This is a genomic window from Arthrobacter sp. efr-133-TYG-118 (assembly GCF_030209755.1).
Lineage (GTDB): Bacteria > Actinomycetota > Actinomycetes > Actinomycetales > Micrococcaceae > Arthrobacter.
Genome location: NZ_JARVRH010000038.1, coordinates 39,771 through 66,614 on the forward strand (window position 1 = coordinate 39,771; position 26,844 = coordinate 66,614).

The 26,844-nt window shown below is 64.1% G+C and carries 27 protein-coding genes; 9 read left to right on the forward strand and 18 right to left on the reverse strand.

Translation table 11 applies throughout. The annotated features are described in order from the left end of the window. Position 1 precedes the first annotated feature (1 nt). The 5 genes from QRN59_RS23270 to QRN59_RS23290 form a co-directional block, all read right to left on the reverse strand. The gene (locus tag QRN59_RS23270) at positions 2-1,285 is read right to left on the reverse strand and encodes an alpha-L-fucosidase (protein ID WP_284984792.1); all 1,284 of its coding nucleotides are present in this window, start codon (positions 1,283-1,285) and stop codon (positions 2-4) included. A gap of 89 nt (positions 1,286-1,374) precedes the next feature. Continuing rightward, on the reverse strand, positions 1,375-2,274 hold the full coding sequence (locus QRN59_RS23275; protein ID WP_284984793.1) for a carbohydrate ABC transporter permease: 900 nt from the start codon (positions 2,272-2,274) through the stop codon (positions 1,375-1,377). Beyond that, positions 2,267-3,238: a carbohydrate ABC transporter permease gene (locus tag QRN59_RS23280; RefSeq protein ID WP_284984794.1), complete on the reverse strand. Its 972-nt coding sequence runs from the start codon at positions 3,236-3,238 to the stop codon at positions 2,267-2,269. The genes QRN59_RS23275 and QRN59_RS23280 overlap by 8 nt, the downstream gene beginning before the upstream one ends. Before the next feature lie 76 nt (positions 3,239-3,314). Further along, entirely contained in the window at positions 3,315-4,565 is a 1,251-nt protein-coding gene (locus tag QRN59_RS23285) for an ABC transporter substrate-binding protein (RefSeq protein ID WP_284984795.1), read from the reverse strand. A 47-nt stretch (positions 4,566-4,612) separates the two neighbouring features. Beyond that, positions 4,613-5,938, reverse strand: a complete 1,326-nt coding sequence (locus tag QRN59_RS23290; protein ID WP_284984796.1) for an L-fuconate dehydratase — start codon at positions 5,936-5,938, stop codon at positions 4,613-4,615. Between the two features lie 144 nt (positions 5,939-6,082). Between QRN59_RS23290 and QRN59_RS23295 the strand changes: the two genes are divergently transcribed. From QRN59_RS23295 to QRN59_RS23330, 8 genes are all read left to right on the forward strand, one after another. Continuing rightward, the gene (locus tag QRN59_RS23295; RefSeq protein WP_284984797.1) at positions 6,083-6,994 is read left to right on the forward strand and encodes a fumarylacetoacetate hydrolase family protein; all 912 of its coding nucleotides are present in this window, start codon (positions 6,083-6,085) and stop codon (positions 6,992-6,994) included. Beyond that, positions 6,991-7,740 carry an SDR family NAD(P)-dependent oxidoreductase gene (locus QRN59_RS23300; RefSeq protein WP_284984798.1) on the forward strand — a complete coding sequence of 250 codons (750 nt, stop codon included), beginning with the start codon at positions 6,991-6,993 and terminating at the stop codon, positions 7,738-7,740. Before QRN59_RS23295 ends, QRN59_RS23300 begins: the two co-directional genes overlap by 4 nt. Before the next feature lie 94 nt (positions 7,741-7,834). Next, positions 7,835-9,151 carry an ATP-binding protein gene (locus tag QRN59_RS23305; protein ID WP_284984799.1) on the forward strand — a complete coding sequence of 439 codons (1,317 nt, stop codon included), beginning with the start codon at positions 7,835-7,837 and terminating at the stop codon, positions 9,149-9,151. A gap of 128 nt (positions 9,152-9,279) precedes the next feature. Beyond that, a complete protein-coding gene (locus QRN59_RS23310) occupies positions 9,280-9,939 on the forward strand; it encodes a transmembrane-type terpene cyclase (protein ID WP_284984800.1) in 660 nt (219 codons plus the stop codon). A gap of 3 nt (positions 9,940-9,942) precedes the next feature. Further along, positions 9,943-11,190, forward strand: coding sequence for a low temperature requirement protein A (locus QRN59_RS23315; RefSeq protein ID WP_284984801.1), 1,248 nt, complete (start codon positions 9,943-9,945; stop codon positions 11,188-11,190). A 213-nt stretch (positions 11,191-11,403) separates the two neighbouring features. Beyond that, complete coding sequence (locus QRN59_RS23320) at positions 11,404-11,643, forward strand: helix-turn-helix transcriptional regulator (protein WP_284984802.1); 240 nt, start codon at positions 11,404-11,406, stop codon at positions 11,641-11,643. Continuing rightward, positions 11,640-12,833 carry a type II toxin-antitoxin system HipA family toxin gene (locus tag QRN59_RS23325; RefSeq protein ID WP_284984803.1) on the forward strand — a complete coding sequence of 398 codons (1,194 nt, stop codon included), beginning with the start codon at positions 11,640-11,642 and terminating at the stop codon, positions 12,831-12,833. Before QRN59_RS23320 ends, QRN59_RS23325 begins: the two co-directional genes overlap by 4 nt. A 90-nt stretch (positions 12,834-12,923) precedes the next feature. Beyond that, positions 12,924-13,466 carry a DUF1003 domain-containing protein gene (locus tag QRN59_RS23330; protein WP_284984804.1) on the forward strand — a complete coding sequence of 181 codons (543 nt, stop codon included), beginning with the start codon at positions 12,924-12,926 and terminating at the stop codon, positions 13,464-13,466. Positions 13,467-13,493: 27 nt separating this feature from the next. On the opposite strand, the gene QRN59_RS23335 is transcribed toward QRN59_RS23330, so the two are convergent. From QRN59_RS23335 to QRN59_RS23390, 12 genes are all read right to left on the reverse strand, one after another. Next, the gene (locus tag QRN59_RS23335) at positions 13,494-14,027 is read right to left on the reverse strand and encodes an HD domain-containing protein (protein ID WP_284984805.1); all 534 of its coding nucleotides are present in this window, start codon (positions 14,025-14,027) and stop codon (positions 13,494-13,496) included. Between the two features lie 8 nt (positions 14,028-14,035). Further along, on the reverse strand, positions 14,036-15,163 hold the full coding sequence (locus QRN59_RS23340) for a serine hydrolase domain-containing protein (protein ID WP_284984806.1): 1,128 nt from the start codon (positions 15,161-15,163) through the stop codon (positions 14,036-14,038). A gap of 91 nt (positions 15,164-15,254) precedes the next feature. Further along, positions 15,255-16,301 (reverse strand): NADP-dependent oxidoreductase, encoded by a 1,047-nt coding sequence (locus QRN59_RS23345; RefSeq protein ID WP_284984807.1) that lies wholly within the window; start codon positions 16,299-16,301, stop codon positions 15,255-15,257. Then, positions 16,302-17,210 (reverse strand): tRNA glutamyl-Q(34) synthetase GluQRS, encoded by a 909-nt coding sequence (gene gluQRS / locus QRN59_RS23350; RefSeq protein ID WP_284984808.1) that lies wholly within the window; start codon positions 17,208-17,210, stop codon positions 16,302-16,304. It abuts the gene before it with no gap. Positions 17,211-17,862: 652 nt separating this feature from the next. Next, positions 17,863-18,453 (reverse strand): TetR/AcrR family transcriptional regulator, encoded by a 591-nt coding sequence (locus QRN59_RS23355; protein ID WP_236813488.1) that lies wholly within the window; start codon positions 18,451-18,453, stop codon positions 17,863-17,865. Positions 18,454-18,527: 74 nt separating this feature from the next. Then, the gene (locus QRN59_RS23360; protein ID WP_284984809.1) at positions 18,528-19,697 is read right to left on the reverse strand and encodes a pyridoxal phosphate-dependent aminotransferase; all 1,170 of its coding nucleotides are present in this window, start codon (positions 19,695-19,697) and stop codon (positions 18,528-18,530) included. Between the two features lie 80 nt (positions 19,698-19,777). After that, entirely contained in the window at positions 19,778-20,575 is a 798-nt protein-coding gene (locus QRN59_RS23365) for an SDR family oxidoreductase (RefSeq protein WP_284984810.1), read from the reverse strand. A 111-nt stretch (positions 20,576-20,686) separates the two neighbouring features. Further along, positions 20,687-21,727, reverse strand: a complete 1,041-nt coding sequence (locus QRN59_RS23370) for a 5-oxoprolinase subunit C family protein (RefSeq protein WP_284984811.1) — start codon at positions 21,725-21,727, stop codon at positions 20,687-20,689. Next, complete coding sequence (locus QRN59_RS23375) at positions 21,714-22,508, reverse strand: 5-oxoprolinase subunit B family protein (RefSeq protein WP_284984812.1); 795 nt, start codon at positions 22,506-22,508, stop codon at positions 21,714-21,716. Before QRN59_RS23375 ends, QRN59_RS23370 begins: the two co-directional genes overlap by 14 nt. A gap of 61 nt (positions 22,509-22,569) precedes the next feature. Beyond that, a complete protein-coding gene (locus QRN59_RS23380; RefSeq protein WP_284984813.1) occupies positions 22,570-23,373 on the reverse strand; it encodes a LamB/YcsF family protein in 804 nt (267 codons plus the stop codon). Between the two features lie 125 nt (positions 23,374-23,498). Then, positions 23,499-24,848, reverse strand: coding sequence for an MFS transporter (locus QRN59_RS23385; protein WP_284984814.1), 1,350 nt, complete (start codon positions 24,846-24,848; stop codon positions 23,499-23,501). A 49-nt stretch (positions 24,849-24,897) separates the two neighbouring features. Beyond that, positions 24,898-25,530 (reverse strand): RraA family protein, encoded by a 633-nt coding sequence (locus QRN59_RS23390; RefSeq protein ID WP_284984815.1) that lies wholly within the window; start codon positions 25,528-25,530, stop codon positions 24,898-24,900. Positions 25,531-25,796: 266 nt separating this feature from the next. Here QRN59_RS23390 and QRN59_RS23395 point away from each other — a divergent pair, with 266 nt between their 5' ends. Beyond that, positions 25,797-26,255: an Lrp/AsnC family transcriptional regulator gene (locus QRN59_RS23395; protein WP_284984816.1), complete on the forward strand. Its 459-nt coding sequence runs from the start codon at positions 25,797-25,799 to the stop codon at positions 26,253-26,255. A gap of 2 nt (positions 26,256-26,257) precedes the next feature. On the opposite strand, the gene QRN59_RS23400 is transcribed toward QRN59_RS23395, so the two are convergent. Beyond that, positions 26,258-26,844: HNH endonuclease signature motif containing protein (locus tag QRN59_RS23400; protein ID WP_284984817.1), on the reverse strand; the 587-nt coding region annotated here is incomplete at its 5' end.

Genomic DNA, 26,844 nt, shown 5'->3' on the forward strand with positions numbered 1-26,844 from the left:
GCTACACCCCGGGCTTCAGGAAGAGTTCGACGACGGGCACCGCCACGTCCGGTCGCTGGACAGGCAGCTTCAATGTCAGGGTACCCGCTGGCTGTCCTCCGGGGGTGGTGTTGATTGCTTCCCGGTCCGCTGCGATCTCGAGCATCGCGACTTCGGAAGCGTCGTTGAGCAGCTGGGCGTATTCCACCTTGCCGGCGAGATCCGGGAGGTGAACGTATTCGAAGGGCCACGCAAACAGGTGCACGTAAAGGCGGTCGCCACGGCGCGTGTACCGGGCATCGGCGGGCGGGGTCCAGGCCGCAGGGCCTGCGCCGTAGATGGCCCGGGAATGCAGCTTCATCCAGTCGCCGATGCCGCGGAGGGACTCCACGGCCCTCGGATCGAAATTCCCGCGGCCTGTGGGACCGACGTTGAGGAGCAGGTTTCCGTCCTTGGACACTCCGTCGACCAGCATCCGGACGAGCAAGTCCACGGACTTGTAGTCCAGGTTGTCCCGGTCATAGCCCCAGCTGCCGTTGAGGGTCTGGCACGCTTCCCAAGGCACCTCGACGCCGTCCACCACCATGGGACCGGACGGCTGGTACTGCTCGGGCGTGGCGAAGTCGCCGGGAATGTCCAGGCGGTCGTTGACGATGATGCCCGGCTGAAGTTCCCGGACCATCTTCAAGAGTTCCACGGAACCCCACGCCTCGCGCCCTTTGCCGCCCCAGATGTCCTTGTGGTCCTCGCTGGTATAGGAGAAGTCGAAGAATAGGTAGTCGATTTGGCCATAGTTGCTGAGCAGCTCGCGCACCTGGCCATGGAGGTATTCGCGGTAGCGGGCCATGTCGCGGCCTTCGTTGAGCTCTTCGGCGTCGGGGTTGTCCCGTTCCGGGTGGAACCCGTCGATGGTGAAATCCGGGTGGTGCCAGTCAATGAGTGAATGGTAGAAACCTACCTTCAGGCCGAATTCCCGCAGTGCATCGACGTATTGGGCCACGAGGTCCTGGCCGGACGGAGTCTTGGTGGATTTGTAGTCAGTGAGTGCGGAATCCCACAGACAGAAGCCCTCGTGGTGCTTGGTGGTCAGCACCACGTACTTCATGCCTGCATCTTTCGCAGCGCGGGCCCATTCCCGCGGATCGTAGAGATCCGGGTTGAAGTGCTGGAAATACTTCTCATATTCCTCGGCAGGAATGCGTTCGCGGTTCATGACCCACTCGTGCCGGGCCGGCAGGGCATACAAGCCCCAATGGACAAACATGCCGAACCGGGACTCCGTGAACCAAGGTGCTTGGGCGATCATTGGTTGTTACTCCTTCAAAGTTACTTCTGCCGTTAATGCGGATCTTCGGGTTGTTGAGCGTTGTTGTTAGCAGGCTGGACCTGGCCGGATCAGCGTCCGCCAAAGCCGCTCGTGACGATGCCTTTGACGAGGTGTTTCTGCAGGAGGATCAGCAGCAGGAGAGTAGGCGCCATTGAAATCACCGAGGCGGCCATGACCAGGTGCCACTGATTGCCCTGTTGGCCGAAGAACATCTGCAGCCCCAGCGGGATGGTGCCGAGGTTGTTGACGTCATTGATCACCACCAACGGCCAGAGGAACGAGTTCCAGTAGCTGATGAAACTGAAGACCGCCAGCACGGCCATGGTCGGTCGGGCCAGTGGGAGCATGACCAACAGGAAGGTCCTGAGGGTTCCCGCTCCGTCCACCCTGGCCGCATCGTCGAGTTCCTGGGGTACGCCAAGGAAGAACTGCCGGAGCAGGAATGCGCCGAATGCCGTAAATGCCCAGGGCACAATGAGCGCTTGGAAAGTGTTCACCCAACCCACCTTCTGCATCATGACGAACATCGGGACGATCAGGACCTCTTGGGGAATCATCAGGGTTGCCAGGAACACCATGAACACGAGGTTCCGTCCCCGCCAGCGCTGCCGGGAGAAGGCGTACCCGGAGAAAGCCGAAACCACCAAGGTGAGCGCCGTTCCAGCGGCCGAGACCAACAGCCCGTTGCCCATGAAGCGCAGGAACGGCATGTAGTTCAGGGCCTCGTGGTAGTTCTGCCATCGGAATTCCGAGCCGAACAGTTTCGGCGGAACGCTGAAGATTTCCGCAGGGGGTTTGAACGATGTCGCAAACATGTAGATCAGCGGGGACAAGAAGAGCAACGCGATCAGGCAAAGGATCGCGTAGCCAATGGCGGGCCGGATCTTTGCGGTCCGTCGTCTTCCGGGCGCTCTGGAGCCACGGGGACGGGCGGTGAGGGGGCGTATCCGGCTGGTTGTCTCAAGCATCGTAGTGGACCCACTTCTTTTGTCCAAGGAACTGGACTGCCGTCACACCGAGGATGATGACGAAGAGGATCCAAGCGGCCGCGGATGCCAGGCCGAGCTGGTGGAACTGGAAGCCCTGGTTGTAGATGTACAGGACGATCGTCGAGGTGGACGAGCCGGGCCCTCCCTTGGTGAGGATGAACGGCTGGGCGAAGACCTGGAAGGAGGTAATGAGGGTCATCATCGTCCCAAAGAAGATCGACGGCGAAATGAGCTTGAGCTTGATCCGCCAGAAGATGGTCCAGGCGTTGGCGCCATCGATTGCCGCCGCCTCTGTGAGGTTCTCAGGGACGGCATCCAAGGCGGCCGAGAACACCAGCATGTTGTAGCCGAACCCCTGCCATACGCTCATGACGACGATGGCCATCATTGCCCAGTGTTCGTCTCCGAGGAAGTTTGGCGCTGAAATTCCCGTGGTGCTTTGCAGAGTGCCGTCGATGAATCCACCGGGTTGGTAAAGCATCCTCCAGACGACGACGTTGGCCACCACGGGGGTGATCGAAGGAATGAAGAATATGACCCGGAAGATGTGGCGTCCCTTGATGCGCGGAGTCAACCACGCGGCAAGGCCCAGCGAGACAACGAGGTTCAGGGGCACATAGAGGACGACAAACAGGACGGTGTTCACGACGACCTGCCCGAAGATGGGATCGCTGAACAACCGCTGGTAGTTGCCCAGGCCGAGGAAACTCGGGGTTCCCAGGAGCGGCCAGCGGAAGAGGCTGATGATAAGGGAAACAACGATCGGCAGCAGCGTGAAGATGGCGAGGCCGAGGCCATGCGGCAGGGCAAAGGCCGGTCCCCACATCGTCCGCCGGCCGAGCTGGGCATCCCGTTCGGCTTTCCCCTTGGTTTTCGCCTTCCCAGGGGGGATGGTTGCCGCGCCTTCAGGAAGCGGCGCTTTTGCGGGCTTGAGTAGTGTCATTTCCCATTCCTTTGCGAAGATCGCGCGCCGGCCCGGCGGTTGGTGGTCAGGAACTGCCGGGCCGGCATCACACTGATCATCGGGGCAGCTGGGCCGCGATGTCCTTCATGACATCGGCCGCGCTCTGCTGTCCGTTGATGGATTTGACCAGGTACTGGTTGAAAAGCTGGCCTAGTTGGTCGCTGTTGGTGTTGCTTGGCATGGGCACTGCCGTGGCTTCGGCGCCCTTGAGGGTCTCTGCGACTCCCGGAATGCCCGCGTTGCCGATCCACTTTGCCTGCTGGGCGGTGCGTGCGGCCAGTGCGCGCCCTGCTGCCGCCAGATCCCCCAGGACCTTGTCGCCGGTCATTTCCTTGAGGGCGGCAAAGGCCTTGTCCGGAGTAGCGCATTGCTTGGAGATGCCCCAGCCGGAACCGGCGCTGAAGGTCTTCCCGCCGCCTGGGCCGGCGGGAAGGGTGGTGACGCCGACTTTGAACTTGGCTTTGCCCTTGACGTCCAGCAGGGACCACGGCCCGTCAATATTCATGGCGGTGTTACCGGCGAGGAATTCGTTGGCGCTGAACGCCGGGTCGCCACCGGGAAGCTGCGGGGCAACATTCTCCTTGTTTGTCAGGTCCGAGACCCACTGGAGTCCCTTGGCGAAGGTTGGGTCGCTTGCGTCCATGGTGCCGTCTTCCTTGAGGACACGTCCGCCGTTGTAGGCGAGGACTTGCGATTCAACGAAGAGGTCGGCTGTGTTGGGTGCGATGGCATGCTTGCCGTTGGCCGACAGTTTCTTCGCGGCGGCCACAAACTCATCGGCCGTCCAGCCCGCCTTCGGGACGGAGACGCCTGCGGCGTCGAACATGTCCTTGTTGTAGAACATCATCACCGGGCCCACGTCATACGGCAGGGCGTACAGGTTGTTGTCGGCGCTGAGCCCCTTGATCATGGAGGAATCGAAGGCGCTCAGATCCAGGTTGTTCTTCTTCACCAGGTCATCGAGCGGGAGCATGCCATCTTTGAGCTGCGCTATCCGCAGGCTCTGGACCGACACTAGGCACGGTGCCGTATTCGAGCTGAGCTGGGTGCTCATCTTGGTGAAGTAGTCCTGGAAAGTGGAACCTTGCAGAGTGATCTTCACGTCTCCCAGGGTATTGCTGACGTCATCGGCAACTTTTTCCCAGTTCTTCTGGTCGTCCGTGCCGCCGACCCACATGGCCCAGGTCATGGCAGTCTTGCCGTCTGCGGTACTGCCGGACGAGCTGCCCCCGCAGCCAGTGAGTCCAATGAGGCCCAGTGCCAAGGCACCTGCCACCAACGCTTCTTTGCGCATATCTTTCACCACGTGCTTTCAGTAGGGAACTGTTCTTTCGAGAGGAATTTCGATGAAGGTTATTGCTGGGGGGTCAAGGGATTGGACCCCGCGGCCCATATCGGGCCGGCGGGAAAGCTGTAGTCGGCCAGAGTACCGCCGACCATTTCGCTGCCAGCCCCGGGCGCGGACGGAGGCCAGTAGCAGCCGTCGTGGACATCCACCGGAGTGACGAAGTGCTCGTGCAGGTGGTCGACGAACTCAATCATCCGACCATCCTTGTCGCCGGAAACTGCCACGAAATCGAACATCGACAAGTGCTGGACGGCCTCGCAGAGACCAACTCCGCCTGCATGCGGGCAGACGCGTACGCCGAACTTCGCAGCAAGGAGGAGGATGGCGATGTTCTCGTTCACTCCTGCCACCCTCGCCGCGTCCAGTTGCAGGACCTGCAGCGACCCGGCCTGCAGCATCTGCTTGAACATCACGCGGTTCTGGACATGCTCACCCGTAGCCACGGGAATCGGTGCCACGCCCCGGGCAATCGCCGCATGGCCCAGGACGTCGTCGGGACTGGTGGGTTCCTCAATCCAGGCAATGTCGTAGGGAGCCAGGTGCGCCATCCATTCAATGGCTTCCTGAACGTCCCAGCGTTGGTTCGCGTCCACGGCGATCTTGATATCCGGCCCCACGGCATCGCGGGCCGTGCGGACGCGCCTGATGTCGTCTTCCAGGGAGGCCCCCACCTTGAGCTTGATCTGCGCGAAACCGTCCGCGACGGCTTCCTTGGCCAGACGCACAAGTTTGTCGTCGCTGTAGCCCAACCAGCCCGGCGTCGTGGTGTATGCGGGGTATCCTTCCGAGAGAAGCGCTGCCCTGCGGGCGGCGCGCCCCGGCTCCGCCGTCCGCAATATTCCAAGCGCGTCGTCCGGCGTGAGGGCATCGCTGAGGTACCTGAAGTCCACGAGCGCCACGATCTCCTCGGGGCTCATTCCGGATAGCAGTTCCCAGAGCGGGAGCCCGGCCCGCCTGGCCTTGAGGTCCCAAAGGGCGTTGACGACCGCGCCGATCGCCATGTGCATCACGCCCTTTTCGGGGCCGAGCCAACGGAGTTGGGAATCGTGGGCGAGGAGCTTCCATGTGCCACCCATGTCGCCGAGAAGCTCCTCGACGTTGCGGCCCAGGACGTGGTGGCGGAGTGCTTGGATCGCCGCGGTCTCCACCTCGTTGCCGCGCCCGATGGTGAAGACGAAACCGTGGCCCTCGTGGCCGTCACCGGAGTCGGTGCGGATCACCAGATATGCCGCCGAATAGTCCGGATCTGGATTCATGGCATCCGATCCGTCCAGTTCCTGTGAGGTGGGAAAACGGATATCGAAGGTGTCTACCGCGGTGATGACGCTCATTGTGCTCCTTGCTTGCCAGCAGATCGTTTGCTGGGAAGAGCGTAAACATCCGATGTCTGCATTGTCAATGGGTCACATTTCCGTATTATGGAGAGCAACAGCAGACTAGAGCTCGGATGTTAGAGCCAAAGTACGGAGGAATACATGAACATGAAATTCGCCCGGCTGGGCACTGCCGGAAATGAAAAGCCGGTTGTCATCGCCCAAGACGCCACCGGCACCGAAAAGTACTTCAGCCTTGACCCGCTGACGAAGGACATCAACGGAGAGTTCCTCGCCACGGACGGCATCACACGCACCCGGGATGCCCTTGCTTCCCGCAATCTTCCCGAGATTTCGGCCGAGGGACTCCGGATCGGCTCCCCCGTCGCCCGCCCCGGAAACGTGGTCTGCATCGGCCTCAACTACACCGCCCACGCGGCCGAATCCGGCGCGACGCCCCCGGAATCACCCGTGGTGTTCCTGAAGCCGAGCAACACGGTCAGTGGACCGTTCGACGCCGCGCCCATCCCGCCGTCGTCGGAAAAGTACGACTGGGAAGTGGAACTCGGAATCGTCATCGGCCGCGAAGCGTCATACCTTTCCAGCGCCGAAGAGGCCGCGGACTGCATCGCGGGCTACGTCGTCGCCAACGACCTATCCGAGCGCGACTACCAACTGCCCGGAGCCGCAGGCCAGTGGACCAAAGGCAAGTCGCTCCCGCAGTCCACTCCCCTCGGCCCGTGGCTGGTTCCCGCGGATGAGCTCGACGCCGGCCACCTCGCCTTGCGCACCTGGGTCAACGGCGAGATCCGGCAGTCGTCGGATACCTCGGACATGATCTTCGACGCCCTTACCGTGGTCCACCACCTCAGCCAGTACATGGTCCTGGAGCCCGGCGACGTCATTCTCACGGGCACTCCGGAAGGCGTGGCGCTCTCCGGCCGCTTCCCGTACATCCAGCCCGGCGACGTGGTGGAGCTTGAGGTAGAAGGGCTCGGCCGCCAGCGGCAAGAGTTCTACCGGGCCCGTTCCGGTTCGCTTGCATCAGTAGGCACTGACAAGGCCACGCGGTGAGCACCGAATTCGAGGGGCTCGTAGCGCTGGTCACCGGCGGGGCGTCGGGCATCGGTGCGGCTATCGCCGACCGGCTCGCCGCTGGCGGGGCGCAAGTCGCCGTGCTCGACCTCAACCCGTCCGGTACCCCGCATTTCGGTGTCGAATGCAACGTGGCCGACGACGCCTCGGTGCGCGCCGCCGTCGACTCCGTAGCCCGGAAGTTCGGCCGCCTTGACGTGGTGGTCAATAACGCGGGGATCGGCGCCCAAGGGGACGTTTCGGCCAACGACGACGACGAATGGCACCGCGTGCTGGATATCAACGTGGTGGGCATCGCCCGCGTCAGCCGCGCGGCCTTGCCGTACCTGCGCGAATCGCCGGCCGCGGCGATCGTCAACACGTGCTCCATTGCCGCGACCGCCGGACTGCCGCAACGGGCTTTGTATTCGGCGTCGAAGGGCGCTGTTTTGTCCCTGACGCTCGCCATGGCGGCCGACCATGTCCGCGAAGGGATCCGCGTCAACTGCGTCAACCCGGGCACGGTGGACACGCCGTGGGTGGGCAGGCTGCTCGAATCCTCCGCCGATCCCGCCGCCGAGCGCGCTGCGCTCAACGCCCGCCAGCCACATGGCCGCCTGGTGGAGGCCGCGGAAGTCGCCGGCGCCGTCGCCTACCTCGCGAGCCCGCTGTCCGGCTCGACGTCGGGCACGTCCCTGGCGATCGACGGCGGCATGCAGGGGCTGCGGCTGCGCCCGGTGGGGTAGGCGCGTAACGCAACGCCCGCGCAACCCTCCTCCACTCCCGATTCGCCTATGCTCAACACCAGGCAATCGATGGCGATCCACCAAGGAGCAGGGCATGAGCAATTGGCGTATCAGGGACTTCCACTCCTCGGACATGGACGGCATCCTGCACCTGTGGGAGTCCCTCAAAGCGGACAACGTGGATCCGGTCTACGCGCTCTCCGAGGTCTTGGCCTCGTGCGAGAAGGATCACGCCGTGGTGGCGGTGCAGGGCGAACAGGTGGTCGGTGCCGCCGTCGGACGCGCGGCCCATGACCAGGGCTGGATCGTCTTCCTGGCCACGCTGCCCGAGTTCCGTGGCCGCGGGATCGGCACCTCCCTGCTGGCCGCCGTCGAGAACCGGATGACCCCGCACGGCCTCAACAAGCTCTCGGCGCTCATGCCGGAGTCCGAGACCCGCGTTGAAGCGTTCCTGGGCCGCGGCTTCCTGCTGAAGCAAAACCTGCACTACTTCGAACGGACCATCCCGGTCCAGCGCCAGGAGCTTGAGCCGTTGAGTCAGCTCGGCGGCCGCATCCTGGCCCGCGACCTGTGGGAAAACGTCGCCGGAATGCGCCGCGAAAAGGAGCTGTTGGAACGCCGCCTGGTCCTTCCGCTGGCCGAGGCCGACCTCGCCGATCAATTCGGCGTGGTCCCGCCGCGCGCCGTCGTGCTCTTCGGCCCGCCCGGGACTGGGAAGACGACGTTCGCGAAGGCGATCGCCTCCCGGCTCGAGTGGCCGTTCGTGGAGGTGTTCCCCTCGCGGCTGGCCTCCGACCCCAAGGGCCTGGCTGGCGCACTGCGCGAGACGTTCCTGGAAATCGCCGAACTAGAGCACGCGGTCGTCTTCATTGACGAGGTGGAGGAGATCGCGTCCCAGCGCTCCGGCGAGCCGCCGTCGCCGCTGCAGGGCGTCACTAACGAGCTCCTCAAGATCATCCCGGCCTTCCGCGAACAGCCCGGACGCCTGCTGGTGTGCGCCACCAACTTCATCCGCGCCCTGGACACCGCCTTCCTGCGCCACGGCCGCTTCGACTACGTCATCCCCATCGGCCTGCCGGACGTCCACGCCCGCGAGGCCATGTGGCAACGCTTCATCCCGGCCACCGTGGTCGACTCCGTGGACGTGGCGCTGTTGGTATCGCGGACCGAGGGCTTCTCCCCCGCGGACATCGAATACGCGGCACGCAGCGCCTCCCAGCGTGCTTTGGAAAAGGCCGTGTACGACGACGGTGCCGGTGCCTCCGCCGGGGGCGCCGCACCGGCGTCGAACGCCCGCAAGGGACCGGTCACCCAGGACTACCTCGACGCCATCGCCGATACCCGCACCACGGTCAGCGACGAAGTCCATCAGGACTTCCTCGAGGACATCGACGTGCTGGGCCGCGTGTAGCGGGTCCCGCTTCGGCCGCCCGCCCGCCCGCCAATTCGCCGGAAGCGTGCGGGCTCGCCGGAAGATTCCGGCGAAATGGAAGGGCTTCCGGCGAAATGGGCGGGGGCGCCTGAGGACAAGGAGGAACCGTGAACCTGTTTCTGACAATCCTGAGCGGCGTCGCCTGGACGACGGTCTACATTTGCGCGATCCGGATCGGGTTTCGCGACAAGACATACGCGATCCCGGCAGCGGCGCTGGCTCTGAACTTCGCGTGGGAGCTCATCTACTCGGTGCATTCGCTCAGCACGAGGCTCTCCGCGCAAGGTGTCATCAACATTGCCTGGGCTTTGGCCGACGTCGCGATTGTGTACACCTTCTTCGCGTTCGGCAGGCGGGAGCTTCCCGGGTTTGTCACCCGGCCGCTGTTCATCGGATGGGCGGTCCTGCTGGGCCTGGCATCTTTCGCCGTGCAGTGGCTGTTCATCGCCGAGTTCGATTGGGATCCGGCATCCCGGTACGCGGCATTCCTGCAGAATCTCCTCATGTCCGGTTTGTTCATTGCAATGTTCGCGGCCCGCCGCAGCCTGCGGGGCCAATCCCTGGTGATCGCCGTGGCCAAGTGGATCGGGACACTCGCGCCCACCATCACCTTTGGGGTCCTCGAGAGTTCACCGTTCATTCTGGGCATTGGGGTCCTGTGCAGCATCTTCGACCTGACGTACATCGGACTGCTGTTGTGGGCCAAAAGGAACCCGGGCGCGCTCTCCAGGGATCGGGACTCGGGGGGCCTCCCGGCGGTACCCTGAACCATGTCCATGAATCCATTGCGCCATGCCCTGTCGCGCATGGGCGGTCGCGATCCCCAGGAGCTGAATCGCACGGCCACGCCCTTGGAACTGTTCTTTGACTTGACGTTCGTTATCGCCTTTGGGGTTGCCGGTAGCCAGTTCGCGCACGAGCTGGCCGAAGCCCGTTTCGGCTCCGGGTTGATCGGCTTCACCTTCGCAATGTTCGCCGTCATGTGGGCCTGGATCAATTTCTCGTGGTTTGCCAGCGCCTACGACACTGACGACTGGGTCTTCCGGGTTGTCACCATGGTGCAGATGGTGGGTGTGCTCATCCTAGCCATGGGCATTGAACCGATGTTCCAATCGCTCGACGAGGGCCACCGCGTGGACAACTCCACCATGGTGCTGGGTTACATCATCATGCGGTTGGCGTTGGTGTTTCAGTGGCTGCGCGCGGCGAAGCAGGATCCGGAGCGCCGAAGCGCTTGCCTCACCTACGCGAAATTCCTGGTGGTGGCGCAGATTGGCTGGGTGGTGGTGCTGATTGTCCACGCCGACATCCTGACGAATTTCCTCATGGCTGCCCCGCTTTTCCTGCTGGAAATGGCGACGCCGACCATCGCCGAGCGCAAAGCCAAGACGCCGTGGCATGCGCACCACATCGCGGAACGCTACGGCCTCCTGGCCATCATCGCCCTGGGCGAGTGCCTGATCGGAGCCATCGAATCCCTTCGGGCGATCGTTGCCCTTCACGGCTGGTCCGTTGACGCTGCCCTCGTGGGTCTCGGCGGTACGGGGCTGGCCTTTGGAATGTGGTGGATCTACTTCATCCTCCCGTCCGGCCACGCCCTGCATCACCAACGGCACCGGGCATTCGCCTTCGGATACGGCCACATGTTCATCTTTGGCTCGATCGCCGCAACTGGTGGCGGACTTCATGTAGCCGCCCTCTTCATCGATCATGCCGCCCACATCAGCGCCACCGTCGTAGTAGCCACCATTGCCGTCCCGGTGGCCCTGTTCAAGGTAACCCTGAGTTCGCTATACGGCTACCTGCTGGGTTTCGACCGGGCCCTCCTCGGAGTCACGGCCCTCGTGGTCGTGTTGCTCTGCGGCAGTGTGGGCTTGGCCGCCCTCGATGTCTCTGTTCCGGTCTGCATGATGGTGATTGTGGCGGCCTTGGCAATCTCGATCGTGATCGACGAACGGCGGGGAGCCACACGCCGGGAAGCCGCGTTGGAAAGGCTGAGGGCACGTCCTGCCACCTAGGCGAATTCGTGGGTGTGGGCTCGGGACCGCAGTACCGGAACGCAGCGAACGGCCCGCACCCACGATGTCGACCTGGGCACACCGGCACGAACGTACCGATTCGTGTCCACGAACCCTTGATTCGCCTCCCCAGGAGGCGGACAATGATGAAACCGGCACGAACGTACCGGACGCGCGTATGCGCATGCCCCCAAGAGACTCAGAAGAGTGGACATGTCCCCCAAGGAATTCACGGAGTCCCTCGGCGCCAAGGTCCGCGCCCGCCGCGCCTCCCTGAGCCTGAGCCAGTCCGACCTCGCAGACCTCGCAGGAGTCTCGGAACGATTCGTCCGCTTCGTGGAGCAAGGGAAGACCACGGTTCAATTGGAGCCACTCCTCTCGGTCCTCGGCACGCTTGGCCTTGAGCTCTTGGTGCAACCCGCGGGCAGCCAGACTGCAAACAGCCGGTCATGACATTCCACCGCATCGCCGACGTCTACAAGCAAGGAGTCCTGGCTGCGCGCATCGAGCGCCATGAAGGCGGAACCAAGTTCAGCTACCTGCCCCGGTACCTCGAATCAGGCGGTCCGGCCGTCGCCACTACGCTCCCGCTGGCAAACGAAGCAGTATTCACCCCGAGCGGCGCGGTCCCTCCCTACTTCACGGGCCTCCTCCCGGAAGGCCGCCGCCTGAATTCACTGCGCCGGGCGGTCAAGGCCAGCGCCGACGACGAGCTCGCGCTCCTCATGGGCGCGGGCGGGGACGCCGTGGGCGATGTCCAGACAGTCCCCCACGGTGAGCCGCCCACGGAAGGAGGCTCCGCCGTCGTGCTCGATTCGAAGCTGCCGCTCGACTTCGACGCGCTGCTCGGCGATTCAGGCCTCATTGATCCTGTGGCGCTGGCGGGTGTGCAGGACAAGTTGTCGGCCGGGATGATCTCGCTCCCGGTTGCACAAGCGGGCAAGCGCTTCATCCTCAAACTGAATGCTCCCGAGTTCCCGTTCGTCGTGGAAAACGAATTCCTGATGTTCCGTTATGCGCGCAAGCTGCGGATCCCGGTGAGCAGCGTACAGTTAGTGCACGACGTCGGCGGGCGGGCAGGGCTTCTCGTGGAGCGTTTCGATCGCCTCACCGGAGCCGACGGCACCGCGCTGCGCCTCGCCGTCGAGGACGGAGCCCAAGTGCTGGGACTCTACCCTGCGGACAAGTACAGCGTGCCGTTCGGCGAGGTTTGCCTGGCTTTGGCGGCGCACTGTTCCGCGCCTCTCCCGGCCTTGCGGAACCTCGCCATCCAGCTGGCCTTCGCTTGGCTGAGCGGCAACGGCGACCTCCATGCCAAGAACGTGTCGATAGTCCAGTCGCCGCAGGGCGAGTACACCATCGCACCGGTCTACGACATCCCCTCCACAGTGGTCTATGGGGACAAGACGCTCGCGCTGGGCATCGGCGGCAAGAAGAGCGGAATCTCCCGGAAGCACTTCCTTGCCTGGGCTGCGAAGCTCGGGCTGACGGAGCGCGCAGCGGAGGGAGTCCTGGGACTCGCGCTCAGGGCCTCGGGCCCGCTCTTAGCAGAGCTCGACGCCGGCGCCTCACCTTTCGGGCCGGTGCAGACGAGGGACTGGGTCAAGGAGCTCAGGCATCGGCGAAGGTTGATGAGCGGGTAGCTCGGTTCAATCCCAGGTTCACGCGCGTGGCAACGCTAGGCTCGCACCCAGAGGCGAGATGGGCTCGCCGCGAGCCAAGGGATTGAACGTATGGCACAGCAAGCCGGACACCAATCGACATCCACGACGGGCACTCTTCCACATTCACGCTCCTACCTGAGACCCACACGGTTGCTCTCTCAAAGCGAGCGGTCGAAGTTGCATCCATCGGTCCTGGCGGAGGCCGAGCGCCGGGCCGCGAGCATTCAGCTTCGAGTCGCGGATGCGATCACGGCCTTTGCCGGATCGATGAACTTCGTCTACTTGCATGTGCTGCTTTTCGCCGTGTGGATGCTCGTGTTCGAGCAGAGTCCGTGGCCGACGTTGACGCTGATCGTCTCGCTCGAAGCGATCTTCCTTTCGACCTTCGTCATGATCGGACAGAACCGCCAAGCGGCTTTCCAGCAGGTGAAGGCAGACCATGACTACAACGCCCAGGAGCAACTGCTCCAGGAGAATACCGACCTGACGCGCGCGATTCACGAGCTCACCGCCCAGATCCATCAGCGGGTCCTCGCGGAAGTCACTGCATCTGCCACCCGCGAGGCGGCGGCTGCTTCCAGCCCGGGGCAGGACGACCCGACGAAACCGTAGACAGTCGAAACCTGCCGAGTTGAAGTGCTAGTCCGCCAGCCGGTCCATCTCCGGCAGCAGATCCGGATTGACGCGTTCCAGGACGAGGTGGATTTCTCCCCGTGGCACAGCCTTGTAGAGCACTTCCCGGGCGTCTGCGTAGCGCGTGGTGGGTGCCTTGTCCGGCCATTTCTCGGCGAGCGCCCGCACACGCTCCGGCACGGAGTTGTGGGCGTTGCAGGCGATCTTGACCAAAGTGGCGTCATGGTCCTGTGCGATATGCCGGACGACGGCTTCATCGTTGTCCGAGTCATCCTGGAATCGGCGCGTCACGCGTTCGATGATGCCCACGGCACGCTCGGAAACACCCATGTCGAGCAGCGCCTGCTTGGTAATCGGCGTGTCCTTGGCGATGTCGTGCAGGTAGCCTGCGATCCGGACGTCGTCATCGAAGTCGGCGAGCGCATCCCCTACCGCCAGCACGTGCTCGCGGTAGGGCCGCTTCAGCTTGTCCTTCTGGCGATTGTGCGCCACTTCAGCAAGGACCATGGCTGTTTCAACGGTGAATCTCGGTTCGGTCATGCTTCATCCTACTGAGCCAGTTCGGTGACTGCCTTCCGCACGGCGGCGCTCAGCTCGAGGTTGCGGCATCCGGCTCCACCCGGCTCGGCCTGTTGCGGCACGTACCCGAAGGCGAGTTCATAGACAGGGTCAGCGAACCCCAAAGATGCGCTGGCGCCGTCGTGCCCGAACGCCCGGTAGCTGCCGTAAGGCGAGCGGGCATGCGATTTCATGAACACGGTCCCGAAGCAGCTCGTCTCGCCGAACACCCGGTCGATGCCGAAGACCTGCTCGGCGGTGACGGTCTGGATGGTCTCTTCGCTGAGGAGGGGCGCGACGGCGGGTCGGTCGCCGTCGGCGGCAAGTCCGGTGAGTGCCGCAGCGTAGACGCGGGCCATGCCTTCGGCGCTGGCGACTCCGGCGGCTGAACTCAGGCCGGCTGCGCGGACCTCGCGGAGGTTGGGCAGGTCAAGGATATCTCCCACGGCCGAGTTTGCCGAAAGGCCGAAATGGCTGGCGGGATCGATCCACGGTTGGGAAGGGTCTGCAGCCCAACGGAGGGTGGCATAGCGTGGCTCCTCGGATTCAGGCAGTCCCAGGAAGAAGTGGGCGCCCGTGACCGATCGGATGCGTTGTTCGTAGATATCCTGGAGCGTGGACCCGGTGATCCTGCGGCAAAGCTCCTCCATGAAGACGCCGATGGTTAGGGCGTGGTACCCGAAGGCTGCCCCGGGCTTCCACAGCGGCCGCATTTGCGCGAGTTTGGCGGCGGCCAGCTCGGAGTTGTTGTATTCCGCGAGGGTGAGTCCGCCTTCGACTCCCAGAAGCCCGGCCTGATGGGAGAGCAGCTGGGCCACGGTAACCGTGGCTTTTCCTTCGGCGCCGAATTCCGGCCAGTACTTGACCACTTCGGCGTCGAGGTCGAGGAAGCCGTCCTGGACCAAAAGTGCGATGACGAGCCCGGACACTCCCTTGGAGCAGGAGAAAACACCGGTCACGGAATCCGGGCGGCGGTGCGGCCCACCGCTGATGTCCAATACCTTGACACCGCGGTGGTAGGCGGCGAGCTGGGCTGAATATTCCGGGTCCTCGCTGAGGAAACGGCCAAAGAGTTCGGCGACTGGTTCGAATCCAGGGGCAATCGTCTGTGCATCCACCCGGACAGCCTAATCCCTTCTGCCCCCTAACCTCGCTACGCTCGGCCAGGGAACCCGGCAGAGTGGGCCCACCTTCTGCTCCCTAACCTCGCTACGCTCGGCCAGGGAACCCGGCAGAGTGGGCCCAGCCGCGAGTGTCCATGGTCACCACGATCTTGCCCTTGGCGCGTCCCTGCTCCAGCGCGGCGAAAGCGTCGCCGATCTTTTCGAGCGGATAGCTGCTGTCCACCACGGGTTTCAGTTTCTCCTCGGAAACCAGGCGGGACAGGAATTTCAAGTCTTCGCCGCTGGGGTGCATGAAAAGGTAGCGGTACCGGACGTTGGCTTCACGGGCGCGGCTCCGGATTCCGAGGCTGATTGCCCAGAACAGGGCGGTCGTCCATGCCGGAGCCGCAAGGTCTTTCATGGCCGTCTGCGGTTCGGGCATCCCGGCGATGCTCACCACTTTCGAGCCCGGCTTGAGGATCTTGAACGTCTGGTCCAGCGTGTCCCCGCCCACGAGGTCCAGCGCCGCGTCGAAGCCGCTGAGCACTTCGGCCAGGTTTTCCTTCGTGTAGTCGACGACGGCGTCCGCGCCGAGCCGCCGCACCAACTCTTCTCCCCGGGGAGACGCAGTAGTGGTCACCTCGGCGCCAAAGTATTTGGCCAGCTGGATGGCAAGGGTTCCCACTCCGCCAGCGCCTCCGGAGATGAACAGCTTGGTTCCGGGCTTGACCTTGAGCTCGTCGCGCAATGCCTGCAACGCGGTGAGGCCCGCCAAGGGAAGGCTCGCGGCCTCGGTGTAGCTGAGCGACCTTGGCATGAGGGCCACGAGATCCTCCTGGACGGCGGCGTGCTCGGCAAAGGCTCCCAGCCGGGTCTTGTCCACGCGGGCAAACACCCGGTCTCCCGTGGCAAAGCGGGTGACACCGGGCCCCACGGCTTCCACGATTCCGGCCAGTTCACTACCGGCCACCAAGGGCAGCCTTGGCCTGGTGATCACCCGGACTGCGCCTTCGCGCTGCTTGTAGTCCACAGGATTGAGCCCCGCGGCAAACACCCTGACCAGGACCTCGCCCGGACCGGCAATCGGCCTGGGGACGTCTTGCAGCTCCATTGCGTCGGCGCCGCCGTAGCGGGTCAGCACATAGGCGAGCACTTAAGCCCCTTTCCGGAGGGTTGATTGCTGAATGCCATTCCATATCCATGGCCCGCCTGGCAATCGGGCCGGATCAAATCTATCCAAGGCCTCGCCAAGCGGCCCTCCCGGCAAGCCGAGCGATTCCAGGATCACGTCCCGCACCTCCCCGGCAGACAGCCCGACGGTGGCAAGGTCGCCGAGCGTCACCGCACCGTCGCGCTTGGCCAAACGGGCGCCGTCGCGATTCAGTACCAAAGGGACATGGGCGTATTCCGGAACGGCTAAGCCCAACAACGAGGCCAAATAGGCCTGGCGGGGTGTGGAGGACAGGAGGTCGTCTCCGCGGACGACTTGGTCCACGCCCTGTTCCGCGTCATCCACCACTACGGCCAAATTGTAGGCAGTGACGCCGTCGTTCCGTCGGAGTACAAAATCATCCACGACACCTGTGTATTGTCCGTGCAGCCCGTCCTCCACAGTCCATTCATGGGTTTCGGCGCGAAGCCGGATGGCAGCCGGGCGGGAAGCCCGGCGAATCTCGAGCTCCGCAATCGAAAGGTTCCTGCACGTCCCCGGGTAGGCGCCTTGCGGCGCGTGCGGGGCGGACGGCGCGTCCTGGATCTCGCGCCGCGTGCAGAAGCATTCATACGTCAGTCCGGCGTCGCTGAGCCGCGTGATCGCGTGGTTGTACAGCCCGGCACGGTCCGTCTGGCGAACGACGGGGCCGTCCCACGTCACGCCGACGGCTTCCAGGTCGCGGAGCTGGACTTCCTCGGCACCGGCCCGCGCACGGTCGAGGTCCTCCACACGCAGCAGGAACGCGCGGCCCGTGGAACGCGCGAAGAGCCACGCAAGCATGGCCGTGCGCAGATTGCCCACGTGGAGCTCGCCGGAGGGGCTCGGAGCGAAGCGGCCAGCGGAAGTCATGGCACAAGACTATGCGGCTCCGGGCGTGCCTGCAGGATTCCGGCGAGGGCGCGGGAGACTGGGAGAATTGCGTACCGTTAGTTGCCAAAGAGAGGACCCACGATGAGCTCACCTCGAATGAAGGTGACGGTTTCCTTCTGGAAGGCCGAAGAAGGCTGGGGGAACTTATTCTTCCCGACGGGAAGAAATGCTTCGGACATTTCTCGGTCATCGAGCAATCAGGCGGATACAGGCGCCTCAAGGCCGGTGATTCGGTGGAGGTCGAGTGGACGGCTGCCTCCCAAGATGAATACGACTATGTCGCGCTGTCGATTCAGCCTCTCTGAGAACACAACCAGGGCAGCACAAGAGCCCCTCAGCTACCGCAACGCGCGTTCGGTGGCTCAGGGGCTCTTGTAGTGGGTGTCGGCGCTCGGCCGCCAGGGTGCGGAAAGACGATGCGTGAACAAGAGTCAATCAGCGGCTGCGTCTTTGCGGGACGATGTTTCGGGTAGCCGGGTGGTGTACCGGAGGGTCCGTAGCCTGCGGGGTCCGGCGGTAGCCATTCCCTTCGTTGCCACTATTTCAACAGGAACCCTGCAGTTGGCGCAACGGACTCAATCACCACTGGTCAATCTGACTAATCTACTGACAGAAGCTGGACAGAAGCTGGTCACTTTGCCGGGGTTGGCTCCGCGGCGGCCCAGGCGGCCATGGCACCGCGGAGCGCCGCACAAAGCTTGGTGGACACTTGGTCCTTGTCCAGGCCGACGGTGTTGAGCAGATCGAAAATTTCTCGGGGGTCAAAGAGGATGTTCCACAAGAACATTGCTTCGTCCCCGAGGGGCGGGAGGCCTAGTTCCTCGCAGGCCTCGCGGAGTGGCCGTTCCAAAGCCTCGGCCTGGATGGTCAGGTAGTAAGCGCCGGAGCGAAGACGGGCCAGGTACCCCTCGCCCGAGCGGGTGTGGACCATGGAACCGCCATGCTTGATGACGAGACCCACCCAGTGCCGGCTGACGCTCTCCAGCAGCTCCACCCCGGACGTGGTCTGGGCAACGCTGAAATCGCGCAGCTTCTCGCCAACACCAAAGCGGAACGCGGCCAGGACGTCCTCCACCGAGGCGAAATGTCGGTACGCCGTCGCGGGAGAGATCTCGGCTTCACGGGCGATGTCCGTCATGCTCACCGGGCCCTTGGCTTTGGCGAAAAGCTTCCCCGCGGCCCGCACCAACTGGCGGCGGTTGCGTTGGGTGTCGCTGCGCATGGGCGCCCCCTTCCGTGTCAGATTCCAGCGTAGCGCCTGAGCGGCAGGCGCAACGCTGGCCACGTCCGCGCCACTCACCGGAGCTCGGCCAGACCGGCCGCCAAGCGCTCCACACCGGCGGTAATGGCCTCGGAGCTGGCGGCGTAGGACAAGCGCAAGTGGAACTCGCCGTTCCGACCGAACTCGCTGCCGGGACGGACGGCCACGCCATGGTTGCGAAGGTGAGCCACCATCGCGGACGCCGGCAGCTCGACGTCGTACTTGGGGAAAAGGTAGAACGCACCTTCCGGCGAGCTGACCGTAAGACCCGGAATCCGCTGGAGCCCGTTGGCCATGAGCTCCCTGCGCAACGCATAGGAGGCGTGCATGCGTTCGATGTCCGGTCCGCATGTCTTGAGAGCAGTCAACGCAGCGTATTGCACGGCCTGGTTCATGGAGCCGTTGAATGTGTTGTGGACCCGGGCTGCGGAGGCGATGACGTCGGACGGGCCCCAGAGGTAGCCGACGCGCCAGCCTGTCATGGCATAGCTCTTGGAGAAGGTCTGGCAGTAGATGGTCCGGCCGGCCAGGGCTTCGATTTCCAGTGCCGAGGTGAAGGGTTCGGGCGTGTAGACGAGATCGCTGTAGGCCTCATCGGAAAGGATCAAGGTGTCTGTTCCGGCCACCATGTCTGCGAGGGCTTCAAGTTCGCGGCGGGAGTGCACGATGCCGGTCGGGTTGGAGGGGTTGCAGAAGACGAACATCCTGGCGCCTTCAAGCACGGTGGCCAGCGCCTCCAGGTCCCAGTGAAGGTCATCGGCCAGCGGCACTGGCACGGTGATGCCCCCGGCCATGCTCACGAGATCCGCGTACAGGGAATAGGTGGGGTCCGGGATGACCACTTTGTCGCCCGGGTTGACAATGCCAAGGATCGCCGCGGACAGGCCGGCCGTGCCACCCTGCGTGATGAGCACGTCGCCAGGGCTGGCCACTCCGCCGAGGAGCCGGCCGATACGGGCAGCCAGCTCCTCGCGAAGCACCAGCTCGCCGAGCAACGGCGAGTAGTGGGTGAAGCCGTCCTCGAGGGCGCGGGCGGCTGCTGCTCGAACCTGGGCCGGGGTGTCGAAGTCCGGCTCGCCCATGGCCAAGGAGACAAGATCCCCCTTGGAATGGGGCTGCTGCACCCGCAGCGATGTGCGCTGGATGCGCTGCACCGCCTCTGAGGGCTGGAAATCGGCGACGGCGGTGGCTGGCTCAAGTGTCATGAGGGTCCTGATCTGGGTGGTTGCTGAGGTTGTTTTGGGGGTCTTTGTCGCAGCCGCGGGTGGGTAGAGTCTGCGGAGCTTCATCGCTGCGGCGCCTCATTGGCGGGGGCTCCGGCCCAGCGGCTGATCTCGATGTCGCCGGAGGTGTCCCGCTGGAGCGTGGGGGCGATGACCAATTCCTGGACGACGGTGCGCTGGGGCAGTGTGGCCACGAGGTGAATGGCTCGGGCCACGTCTTCGGGCTGCACCATGGCGTCGCGCTCCTCTACGCGGGGCGGGCGGGCGCGGTTGTCCAGGATGGGCGTGGCGGTTTCACCGGGAAGGATGGTCACTGCGCGCAGTCCGTCGTTGCGGAAGGTGTTGTGGAGGTACGTCATGAAATTCCGGACCGCGGCCTTGGCCGCACCGTACGGGGCGCCGCCGAGCAAATTCGGGTTCACCGCGGCGAGCGAGGAGACCGTAATGATGGTTCCGGTCTTGCGGGCCAGCATGTCCGGAAGGACTGCCTGGCTGAGCAGGTAGACGGCGTTGAGGTTGACGTCCAGGACGTCATTCCACTCCTGCTGACTGATCCACCGGACGTTGAGGACCTTGCTAGAGCTGCCTGCGTTGTTGACAAGGATGTCCACCGGGCCCAGATTCACGTGGATCCAGTCCAGCAGCGCGTCAACATCGTCTTTGGAAGTGATGTCCGCGGCCCGGGCAACGGCGCGGCCGCCGACGGCAACGATTTCCGCGGCGAGTTCCTGCAGCACGTCTTCACGACGCCCCACCAGCACCACCGCGGCACCCTCGGCTGCCAGCAGGGCCGCCGTCGAACGTCCCATGCCGGTACCGGCACCGGTGATGATCGCGAGCTTGCCGTCCAGAAGTCCCATGGTTTCAGTTCCTTGCGTTCTTTGTGCGAGTCATTTGAGATCCAAATCACATATGAGAAGAGTTTCTCATTTTAGAAGTTGACGGTCAAGTATTTTCTTCGGGTGGGTGGGTCACGCCGCGGCGGGACTCGGTGAGGAGACCGCCGCAAAGCTTGCGGAGACAGGGAGCCCGACGGCGGCAAACAGGGCGTGCACGCGGTCTTCCAGATGCGCCAGGCCGCGTTGCTGTTCCCGGTATTGCTCCACTGCTTGGTCGTTGCCGATCCAACGGAAGGTCATCTTCCGGCCGGGGCTGGCCTGCCCCAGCATGGAGAGGGAAGCTTTGGCTGCGACCGCCACAATCGGGTAGCCAGCGGTCAGCGTCCTTGAGCGGCCAAGGATGATGAGCTCATCGCCATGCGGGATTTCGAATGCGCCGATTGGGACTCCATGGGACACGATTTCCCCGAGTCCCTCCGGATGCACCACTGGCCCGTCCAACCGGAGGCCAACGTGGTTGGACTTGGCACCGACCGTGTAGTGGCTGGAGCTGAGCAGTTTCCGGATCCCGGGCGTCCGGTCCGTTTCAGGACCGTCGACGACGTCGATAGTCCACACATCCGGGCTGAAGTCCGGCACCGGAACAGGCAGCCGGAACAGGGGCTGGGTCAGGAACGGGTGCGTGAATCCGCGGTACCGGCTGTGGAGGGTGACAGTCTGCCCGGGAGCGAGCTGTTGTGGGAAGCCCATGCGCGATTCCGGCGCGGCGCTGCCCATGAAACGGGCGGTTTCCAGTTCCCCGCTGAAGGCTAGGTAGTTCCGCATGCCGCCGCTGGCCTTGGAAAGCACAACCCGGGCTCCGGCAGGAAGACAAAGGGGCTCCCACATGGCAACAGGATCTCCGTTCACCGTGACTTCCGCCGGGACTCCGGTCACCGCGCACATCACCTCGTGCGTGGCTGTGAACGCAAAACGTCCGCCCATGATTTCCAGGCACGCTGCCTTGCGGCTATTGCCGACCAGGATGTTTGCCGCGGCCGCGGAGCGCTGGTCCGCCGCGCCCCCGCAAGGGACTCCCATGAACTCGGAATTCTCGCGCCCCAAGTCCTGGAACGTGGACAGCCAGCCTGCTTCACTTACTTTGATGCTGATCGGATGCTCAGGGAAGGTCATTGTTACCCCCTTCGGCGCCGTCCGAGGGAGGGCCGTCCGAGCTGGCCCGCAGGAACTGGCCCTCAAGCCGAGACCAACCGTGCTCCGGCACCACTTCGAAACGGACCAGATCCCCCGGCTTGTAGGACGTGGCGGGATTTTGACGGATGTCGCAGATGGTGAGCGGAGTCCGGCCGATCACTTTCCAGCCGCTTGGCCCAGGGAACGGCTGGATGATGGCGTTAGTGCCGGCCACCATCACAGAGCCGGGCTCCACATTGGTCCGTGGCTCGACGCAGCGGCTGACCTGGCCCGGGAATCGGACGCCGCCCATCATGGGGGCCATGGCCGCGGCCAGCAGGTTGATGGTCAGCACCGAGGATTGGAATTGCTGCAGCACCGCCTCCGGACTCAGTCCCAGTTCCTCGGCCACGTCCGGAAGGTCAGGGGAGAATTCCTCGCTGACCACCATCGGGATGACAAAAAGTGATCGCGAGGCGCTAGGTGCTCCCGGTTCCAGGCCGTTTCCAGCGACCGCCAAGCGGATGGTCTGGGCCAGTTGTTCGTGGGTCACGGCCAGGCAATCGAACTCGACCAGCAAAGACTCAACGCCGGCCACGATGTCCAATACCCCGTACGGCCGCACCTCCAGCAGCACGTCGCGGAGCCTGCTGCCCGCCGCCCGACGGAAGTCGGCGTCGTCGTGCTTGATCCGGAGCATGAGGGCTGAATCGCCGAACGGCTCGGCTTCCAGTTCGGGTGGGTGGCGCAGCCGCCCTGCGGGTGCTGTGTGCGTGGTCATGAGTCCTGCTCGGTGGTACGGGTGATGGATCCGGTTTGCTGGGACGCAGTCAAAAGGCAGTTCAGACCGTGGCGAGTCGGGCCTTTTCGGCGAGGACTTCCTGGAGTCCTGTGGCTTTGATGCCCGCCTTGTCCAGGGCCGCACGAAGCGCCGTCCCGTTCTGCAGGACTTGCGGGTGGTCGCCGTGGAGGAGCACGACGTCGGCATCGTGGCCGAGCGGGACCACCTTGCCGGTGACGGCACGGACGGTCCCCTCGGTGACCACCTGGACCACGCGGCGGCCGATTTCCTCAGGGTCGTGCAGGAGTGCGCCTTCGCTGTTGCGTGAGACGGGCATGCCGTCTTCGCCGTAGCCGCGGTCGGCGAGGAAGACATAGCCGACCTGAAGGCCGCGCTTGCGGGATTCATCGGCCAGGAGACCGTTCTGGCAGATCACAATGTAGGAGGGGTCGTAGGCCTTGACGGCGTCCGTGATGGCCCGGGCGTGCTTGGCGTCGGTCTGGGCGATGCTGCCCATACGTCCGTGCGGTGCCACGTGGCTGATCTTGCCTCCGTGGATGCGGGCGAACGCGTCCAGGGCGCCGATCTGGTAGAGCACGTCGGTGCGGATTTCTTCTTCGCTGGCTTCGATGAGGCGGCGGCCAAAGCCAACCAGATCCGGATATCCGGGGTGGGCACCGAGTTCGATGCTGCGCTCCACGCAGGCCTTGACGGTGGCATCCATGACCCGCGGGTCCCCAGCGTGGAAACCGCAGGCGATGTTGGAGGCGGTGACGAGGCCCAGGAGGGCGTCGTCGTCGCCGATCGTGTAGTTGCCGTAGCTTTCGCCGAGGTCTGCGACGACGGCGACTGAATTGATGCTCAAGGTGACTCCCGCTTCTGTTCCTGGTTAGGAGGTTCTGTCTCTGTTGTGTTGCTAAGGGTTCGACGGCGGCGGCTGCCGTTGCGGTGGCTGGAGGCCGCCGCCGTCGGGGTTCTGGTGGTCCGCTACTAGTGCGTCTGCAGGGGCTGGCCCTTGGTTTCCTTCAGGAAGTAGACCGAAACGAGCGTGATGATGGCCGTCCCGATCGAGGCGTAGGCGGGAACCATGCTGTTGCCTGTGGCCTTGATGAGTTCCGTCATGACCAGCGGCGCGCTGCCGCCGAAGATGATGGTGCTGATGCTGAAGCCGATGCTGTACGCGCTGTAGCGGACGGTGGTGGGGAACATTTCGGTCAACACAGTGTGGACGACGGCGGCGTGGCCGGAGAAGGCGATGGCCATGACGACCGTTGCAATGCAGGCAAGCGGCATGTTGCCGGTGGTGATCATGGCAAACATCGGGTACGAAACAACGGCCATGAGCACGGCGGAGAGAGCCAACACGGGCTTGCGGCCGATGCGGTCGGACAGGCGGGCCATCAGCGGGATCGCGATGATGATGGCCACCAGGCTGACTGCAGTGACGAGGAGTGCCTGGAGCATGGTGAAGTTGTTGGCTGCACCCAACTGGGTCTTCAGGTACGTGGGCATGTACGCGAACAGGAGGTAGTAGCCGGGGCCGTTCAGCGCGGGGAGGAAGATGGTCAGCGCGATGGCTTTGAGGTGGCGCTTGGACGTGAAGACGGTGCGCAGGGGGTTGCGTTCCACCTCGTTGCGCTCACGAAGTGCCGCGAAGTGCGGGGTGTCTTCCATCTTGGAGCGGATGTAGAAGCCGACGTAGCCCAAGGGCAGGGCGAAGAGGAACGGGATGCGCCACGCCCAGGATTGCATGGTCGAGTCGCCGAGGGTGGTGATGAGGCCGGCGGAGAGGGCGCTACCGAAAAGCAGGGCGCAGAAGGAACCGACGGCGATGAAGCTCATGGAGTAGTTGCGGTGCTTGTTGTGGGCGTATTCGCCCACGAACGCCATGGCCCCAGCCACTTCGCCGCCGGCGGAGAAGCCCTGAAGGATCCGGAACAGGATCAGCAAGGCCGGAGCGGCCCAGAAGATGACTGAGTACGACGGGATGAGGCCGATGCACGCTGTCGCCCCGGAGATGAGGAGCAGGAGGACGGCGAGCAGGTTCTTGCGGCCCAGCCGGTCACCCAGGAAACCACAGATGACGCTGCCGAAGGGGCGGGCAAGGAAGCTCACCAGGAAGCCGACGTTGGTCAGGAGTAGGGAGCCGACGTCCTTGGAACCCATGATGTTCATGGCCAAGTACGTGGTCAGCAGGCCGTAGATGCCGTAGTCGTACCATTCCACGAAGGAACCCATGGTGCCGGCAAATGTTGCTTTGCGCACCATCCTGCCGTCAGCGGTTACGACTTTGATTTGAGCGGTGTTCAGTTCCACTGAGTCCGTCGATTGCTTTGTCATGGTGGGTGCTTTCAGTCTATGAGGGGGCTGGGGTGGGAGAAAGCGGTGTTCAGCTGTATTCGCGGGTTATTTCCGCGGTCATCTCGGCCTCGTGCGCGGCCACGGCGATGACTCGTTCCAGAATTTCGGTGGCACGGGCCTGGGGGATGATCACGACTCCGTCGTCATCGGCGGCGACGATGTCGCCTGCCGAGCAGACGATGCCGCCGATTGCTACGGGTTCGCCGATGACTCCCGGGCCGTTCTTGAACGGGCCGGCAGGGGTGACTCCACGGGCAAACACTGGGAACTTGATTTCGGTGATGGTGGCGCGGTCGCGGATGTAGCCGTCAATGACGGCTCCGGTAGCGCCGGCGGCTTCGAAGCGCTGGGACAGCTGCTCACCCACCAAGGCACGGTGTTCATGGCCGAAGCCGTTGATCACCACGACGTCACCGGGCTGGATGTAGTTCAGCGCTTCGATGACGGCGGCGTTGTCTCCCGCGGCACCGAGGACGGGAAGGGCCGAGCCGACGCAGCGGGCGCCTTCCCAGACGGGGCTGATTCCGCCGTCGACGATTCCGAGCCGCTCCATGGCGTCACCGATGTTTGCTACGGGGAACGCTTCGAACGCCCGGACCAGTTCGCGGGGCGGCCGGGTCCATGATGCGGTGCGGACGGTCAGTTCGAGTGTTGTTGCCATTTTCTTCGCCTTTGGTTTCTTCCCAAGAGCCGGCGCTTTGGGCGTCGATCGTCTTGAGACGTCAATCACATATGAGAAGAGTTTCGCGTTTTAAATTCACGCCGTCAAGGGTTTCCCGTTACGGGCATGTAAATGATTCGCAACCATGGCTCGCGGACGACCTGGTTCCATTGACGGGTCGCTCGGCAGGCATTGCGCGGGAGAATGGGTTCGGTTAGACATTCTGACCAACCGAACCCCCGGCAACTAGGCAGAAAGCGGCAGCGATGCAGGAACTGGATTCAACGGACAAGCGGATCCTTGCCGCGCTCGACGACGACCCCCGGGTACCGATCATGGTCCTCGCCCAGCGCTTGGGCTTGGCTCGCGGGACCGTCCAGTCGCGCCTTGAGCGCATGTCGGCGTCGGGCGCTTTGCGTCCGAACAGCAGCCGGGTGCTGCCCTCGGCGCTGGGCCGCGGCGTTGCGGCTGCGGTGAGTGCGGAGTTGGATCAGAGCCGGCTGAACGAGGCAATCGCTGCCCTGCGCAACATCCCCGAGGTGCTTGAATGCCATGCGCCAGCCGGGGACACCGACCTCATCATCCGCGTGGTCGCCACGAGCCCCGACGATCTATATCGGGTGTCCGAAGAGATCAGGCTGTGCCCCGGAATCGTGCGCACGTCCACCAGCATGTTCCTCCGCGAGGTGATTCCGTACCGCACGACAGGACTGCTGGGGGCGTGAGCTCATATCTGGAAGTAGTGGTTTCTTCGGGGTTTCCGGTGCGGGTCGGTATGGGGTGGCGGGATGAACCAGGGCACGCCTGCTTGGACTTGGATGTGCCAGTCTTCCTTGTGGATCAGGTGGTGGTGATGGCTGCAGAGCAGCGTGCCGTTGGCGGTGCTGGTGGGTCCGCCCCGGGACCAGTGCTGGATGTGGTGGGCCTCGCACCACGGGGCCGGCATGGTGCAGCCCGGGAACGCGCAGCCTTTGTCCCGCGCCGTGATGGCTTTGCGGATCTGCGGCGGGAAGATCCTGGAGGCCTGGCCGATGTCCAGGACCTGGCCCTCGCCGCCCAGGACCACGGGGATGATGTCCGCGTCGCAGGCGAGTGTGCGCAACGTCGCCGCCGGGACGGGCCCGGTGAACGTGAAGGACCCGGTGCCGCCGGCTTGCCGGGGCCGGTCGAACAGGGCGGGCTGCCCGGACCGCGAGGCTTGTCCGGACTGTGGATCCGAGCTGTCTTGGGGGAAGAGTCCGCGGTGGTCGATGGTGGCGAGGATCTGCGGGCGGTGGCCGCCGGTGGAGGGCAGGGACCCCGTGGCCAGGGCGA

Excerpts from the sequence above, each read along its gene's own strand:
- QRN59_RS23270 (WP_284984792.1), bottom strand. The coding sequence starts at position 1,285 with ATGATCGCCCAAGCACCTTGGTTCACGGAGTCCCGGTTCGGCATGTTT.
- QRN59_RS23275 (WP_284984793.1), bottom strand. The coding sequence starts at position 2,274 with ATGCTTGAGACAACCAGCCGGATACGCCCCCTCACCGCCCGTCCCCGT.
- QRN59_RS23280 (WP_284984794.1), bottom strand. The coding sequence starts at position 3,238 with ATGACACTACTCAAGCCCGCAAAAGCGCCGCTTCCTGAAGGCGCGGCA.
- QRN59_RS23290 (WP_284984796.1), bottom strand. The coding sequence starts at position 5,938 with ATGAGCGTCATCACCGCGGTAGACACCTTCGATATCCGTTTTCCCACC.
- QRN59_RS23295 (WP_284984797.1), top strand. The coding sequence starts at position 6,083 with ATGAACATGAAATTCGCCCGGCTGGGCACTGCCGGAAATGAAAAGCCG.
- QRN59_RS23305 (WP_284984799.1), top strand. The coding sequence starts at position 7,835 with ATGAGCAATTGGCGTATCAGGGACTTCCACTCCTCGGACATGGACGGC.
- QRN59_RS23315 (WP_284984801.1), top strand. The coding sequence starts at position 9,943 with ATGTCCATGAATCCATTGCGCCATGCCCTGTCGCGCATGGGCGGTCGC.
- QRN59_RS23320 (WP_284984802.1), top strand. The coding sequence starts at position 11,404 with ATGTCCCCCAAGGAATTCACGGAGTCCCTCGGCGCCAAGGTCCGCGCC.
- QRN59_RS23325 (WP_284984803.1), top strand. The coding sequence starts at position 11,640 with ATGACATTCCACCGCATCGCCGACGTCTACAAGCAAGGAGTCCTGGCT.
- QRN59_RS23330 (WP_284984804.1), top strand. The coding sequence starts at position 12,924 with ATGGCACAGCAAGCCGGACACCAATCGACATCCACGACGGGCACTCTT.
- QRN59_RS23335 (WP_284984805.1), bottom strand. The coding sequence starts at position 14,027 with ATGACCGAACCGAGATTCACCGTTGAAACAGCCATGGTCCTTGCTGAA.
- gluQRS (WP_284984808.1), bottom strand. The coding sequence starts at position 17,210 with ATGACTTCCGCTGGCCGCTTCGCTCCGAGCCCCTCCGGCGAGCTCCAC.
- QRN59_RS23355 (WP_236813488.1), bottom strand. The coding sequence starts at position 18,453 with ATGCGCAGCGACACCCAACGCAACCGCCGCCAGTTGGTGCGGGCCGCG.
- QRN59_RS23360 (WP_284984809.1), bottom strand. The coding sequence starts at position 19,697 with ATGACACTTGAGCCAGCCACCGCCGTCGCCGATTTCCAGCCCTCAGAG.
- QRN59_RS23365 (WP_284984810.1), bottom strand. The coding sequence starts at position 20,575 with ATGGGACTTCTGGACGGCAAGCTCGCGATCATCACCGGTGCCGGTACC.
- QRN59_RS23370 (WP_284984811.1), bottom strand. The coding sequence starts at position 21,727 with ATGACCTTCCCTGAGCATCCGATCAGCATCAAAGTAAGTGAAGCAGGC.
- QRN59_RS23375 (WP_284984812.1), bottom strand. The coding sequence starts at position 22,508 with ATGACCACGCACACAGCACCCGCAGGGCGGCTGCGCCACCCACCCGAA.
- QRN59_RS23385 (WP_284984814.1), bottom strand. The coding sequence starts at position 24,848 with ATGACAAAGCAATCGACGGACTCAGTGGAACTGAACACCGCTCAAATC.
- QRN59_RS23390 (WP_284984815.1), bottom strand. The coding sequence starts at position 25,530 with ATGGCAACAACACTCGAACTGACCGTCCGCACCGCATCATGGACCCGG.
- QRN59_RS23395 (WP_284984816.1), top strand. The coding sequence starts at position 25,797 with ATGCAGGAACTGGATTCAACGGACAAGCGGATCCTTGCCGCGCTCGAC.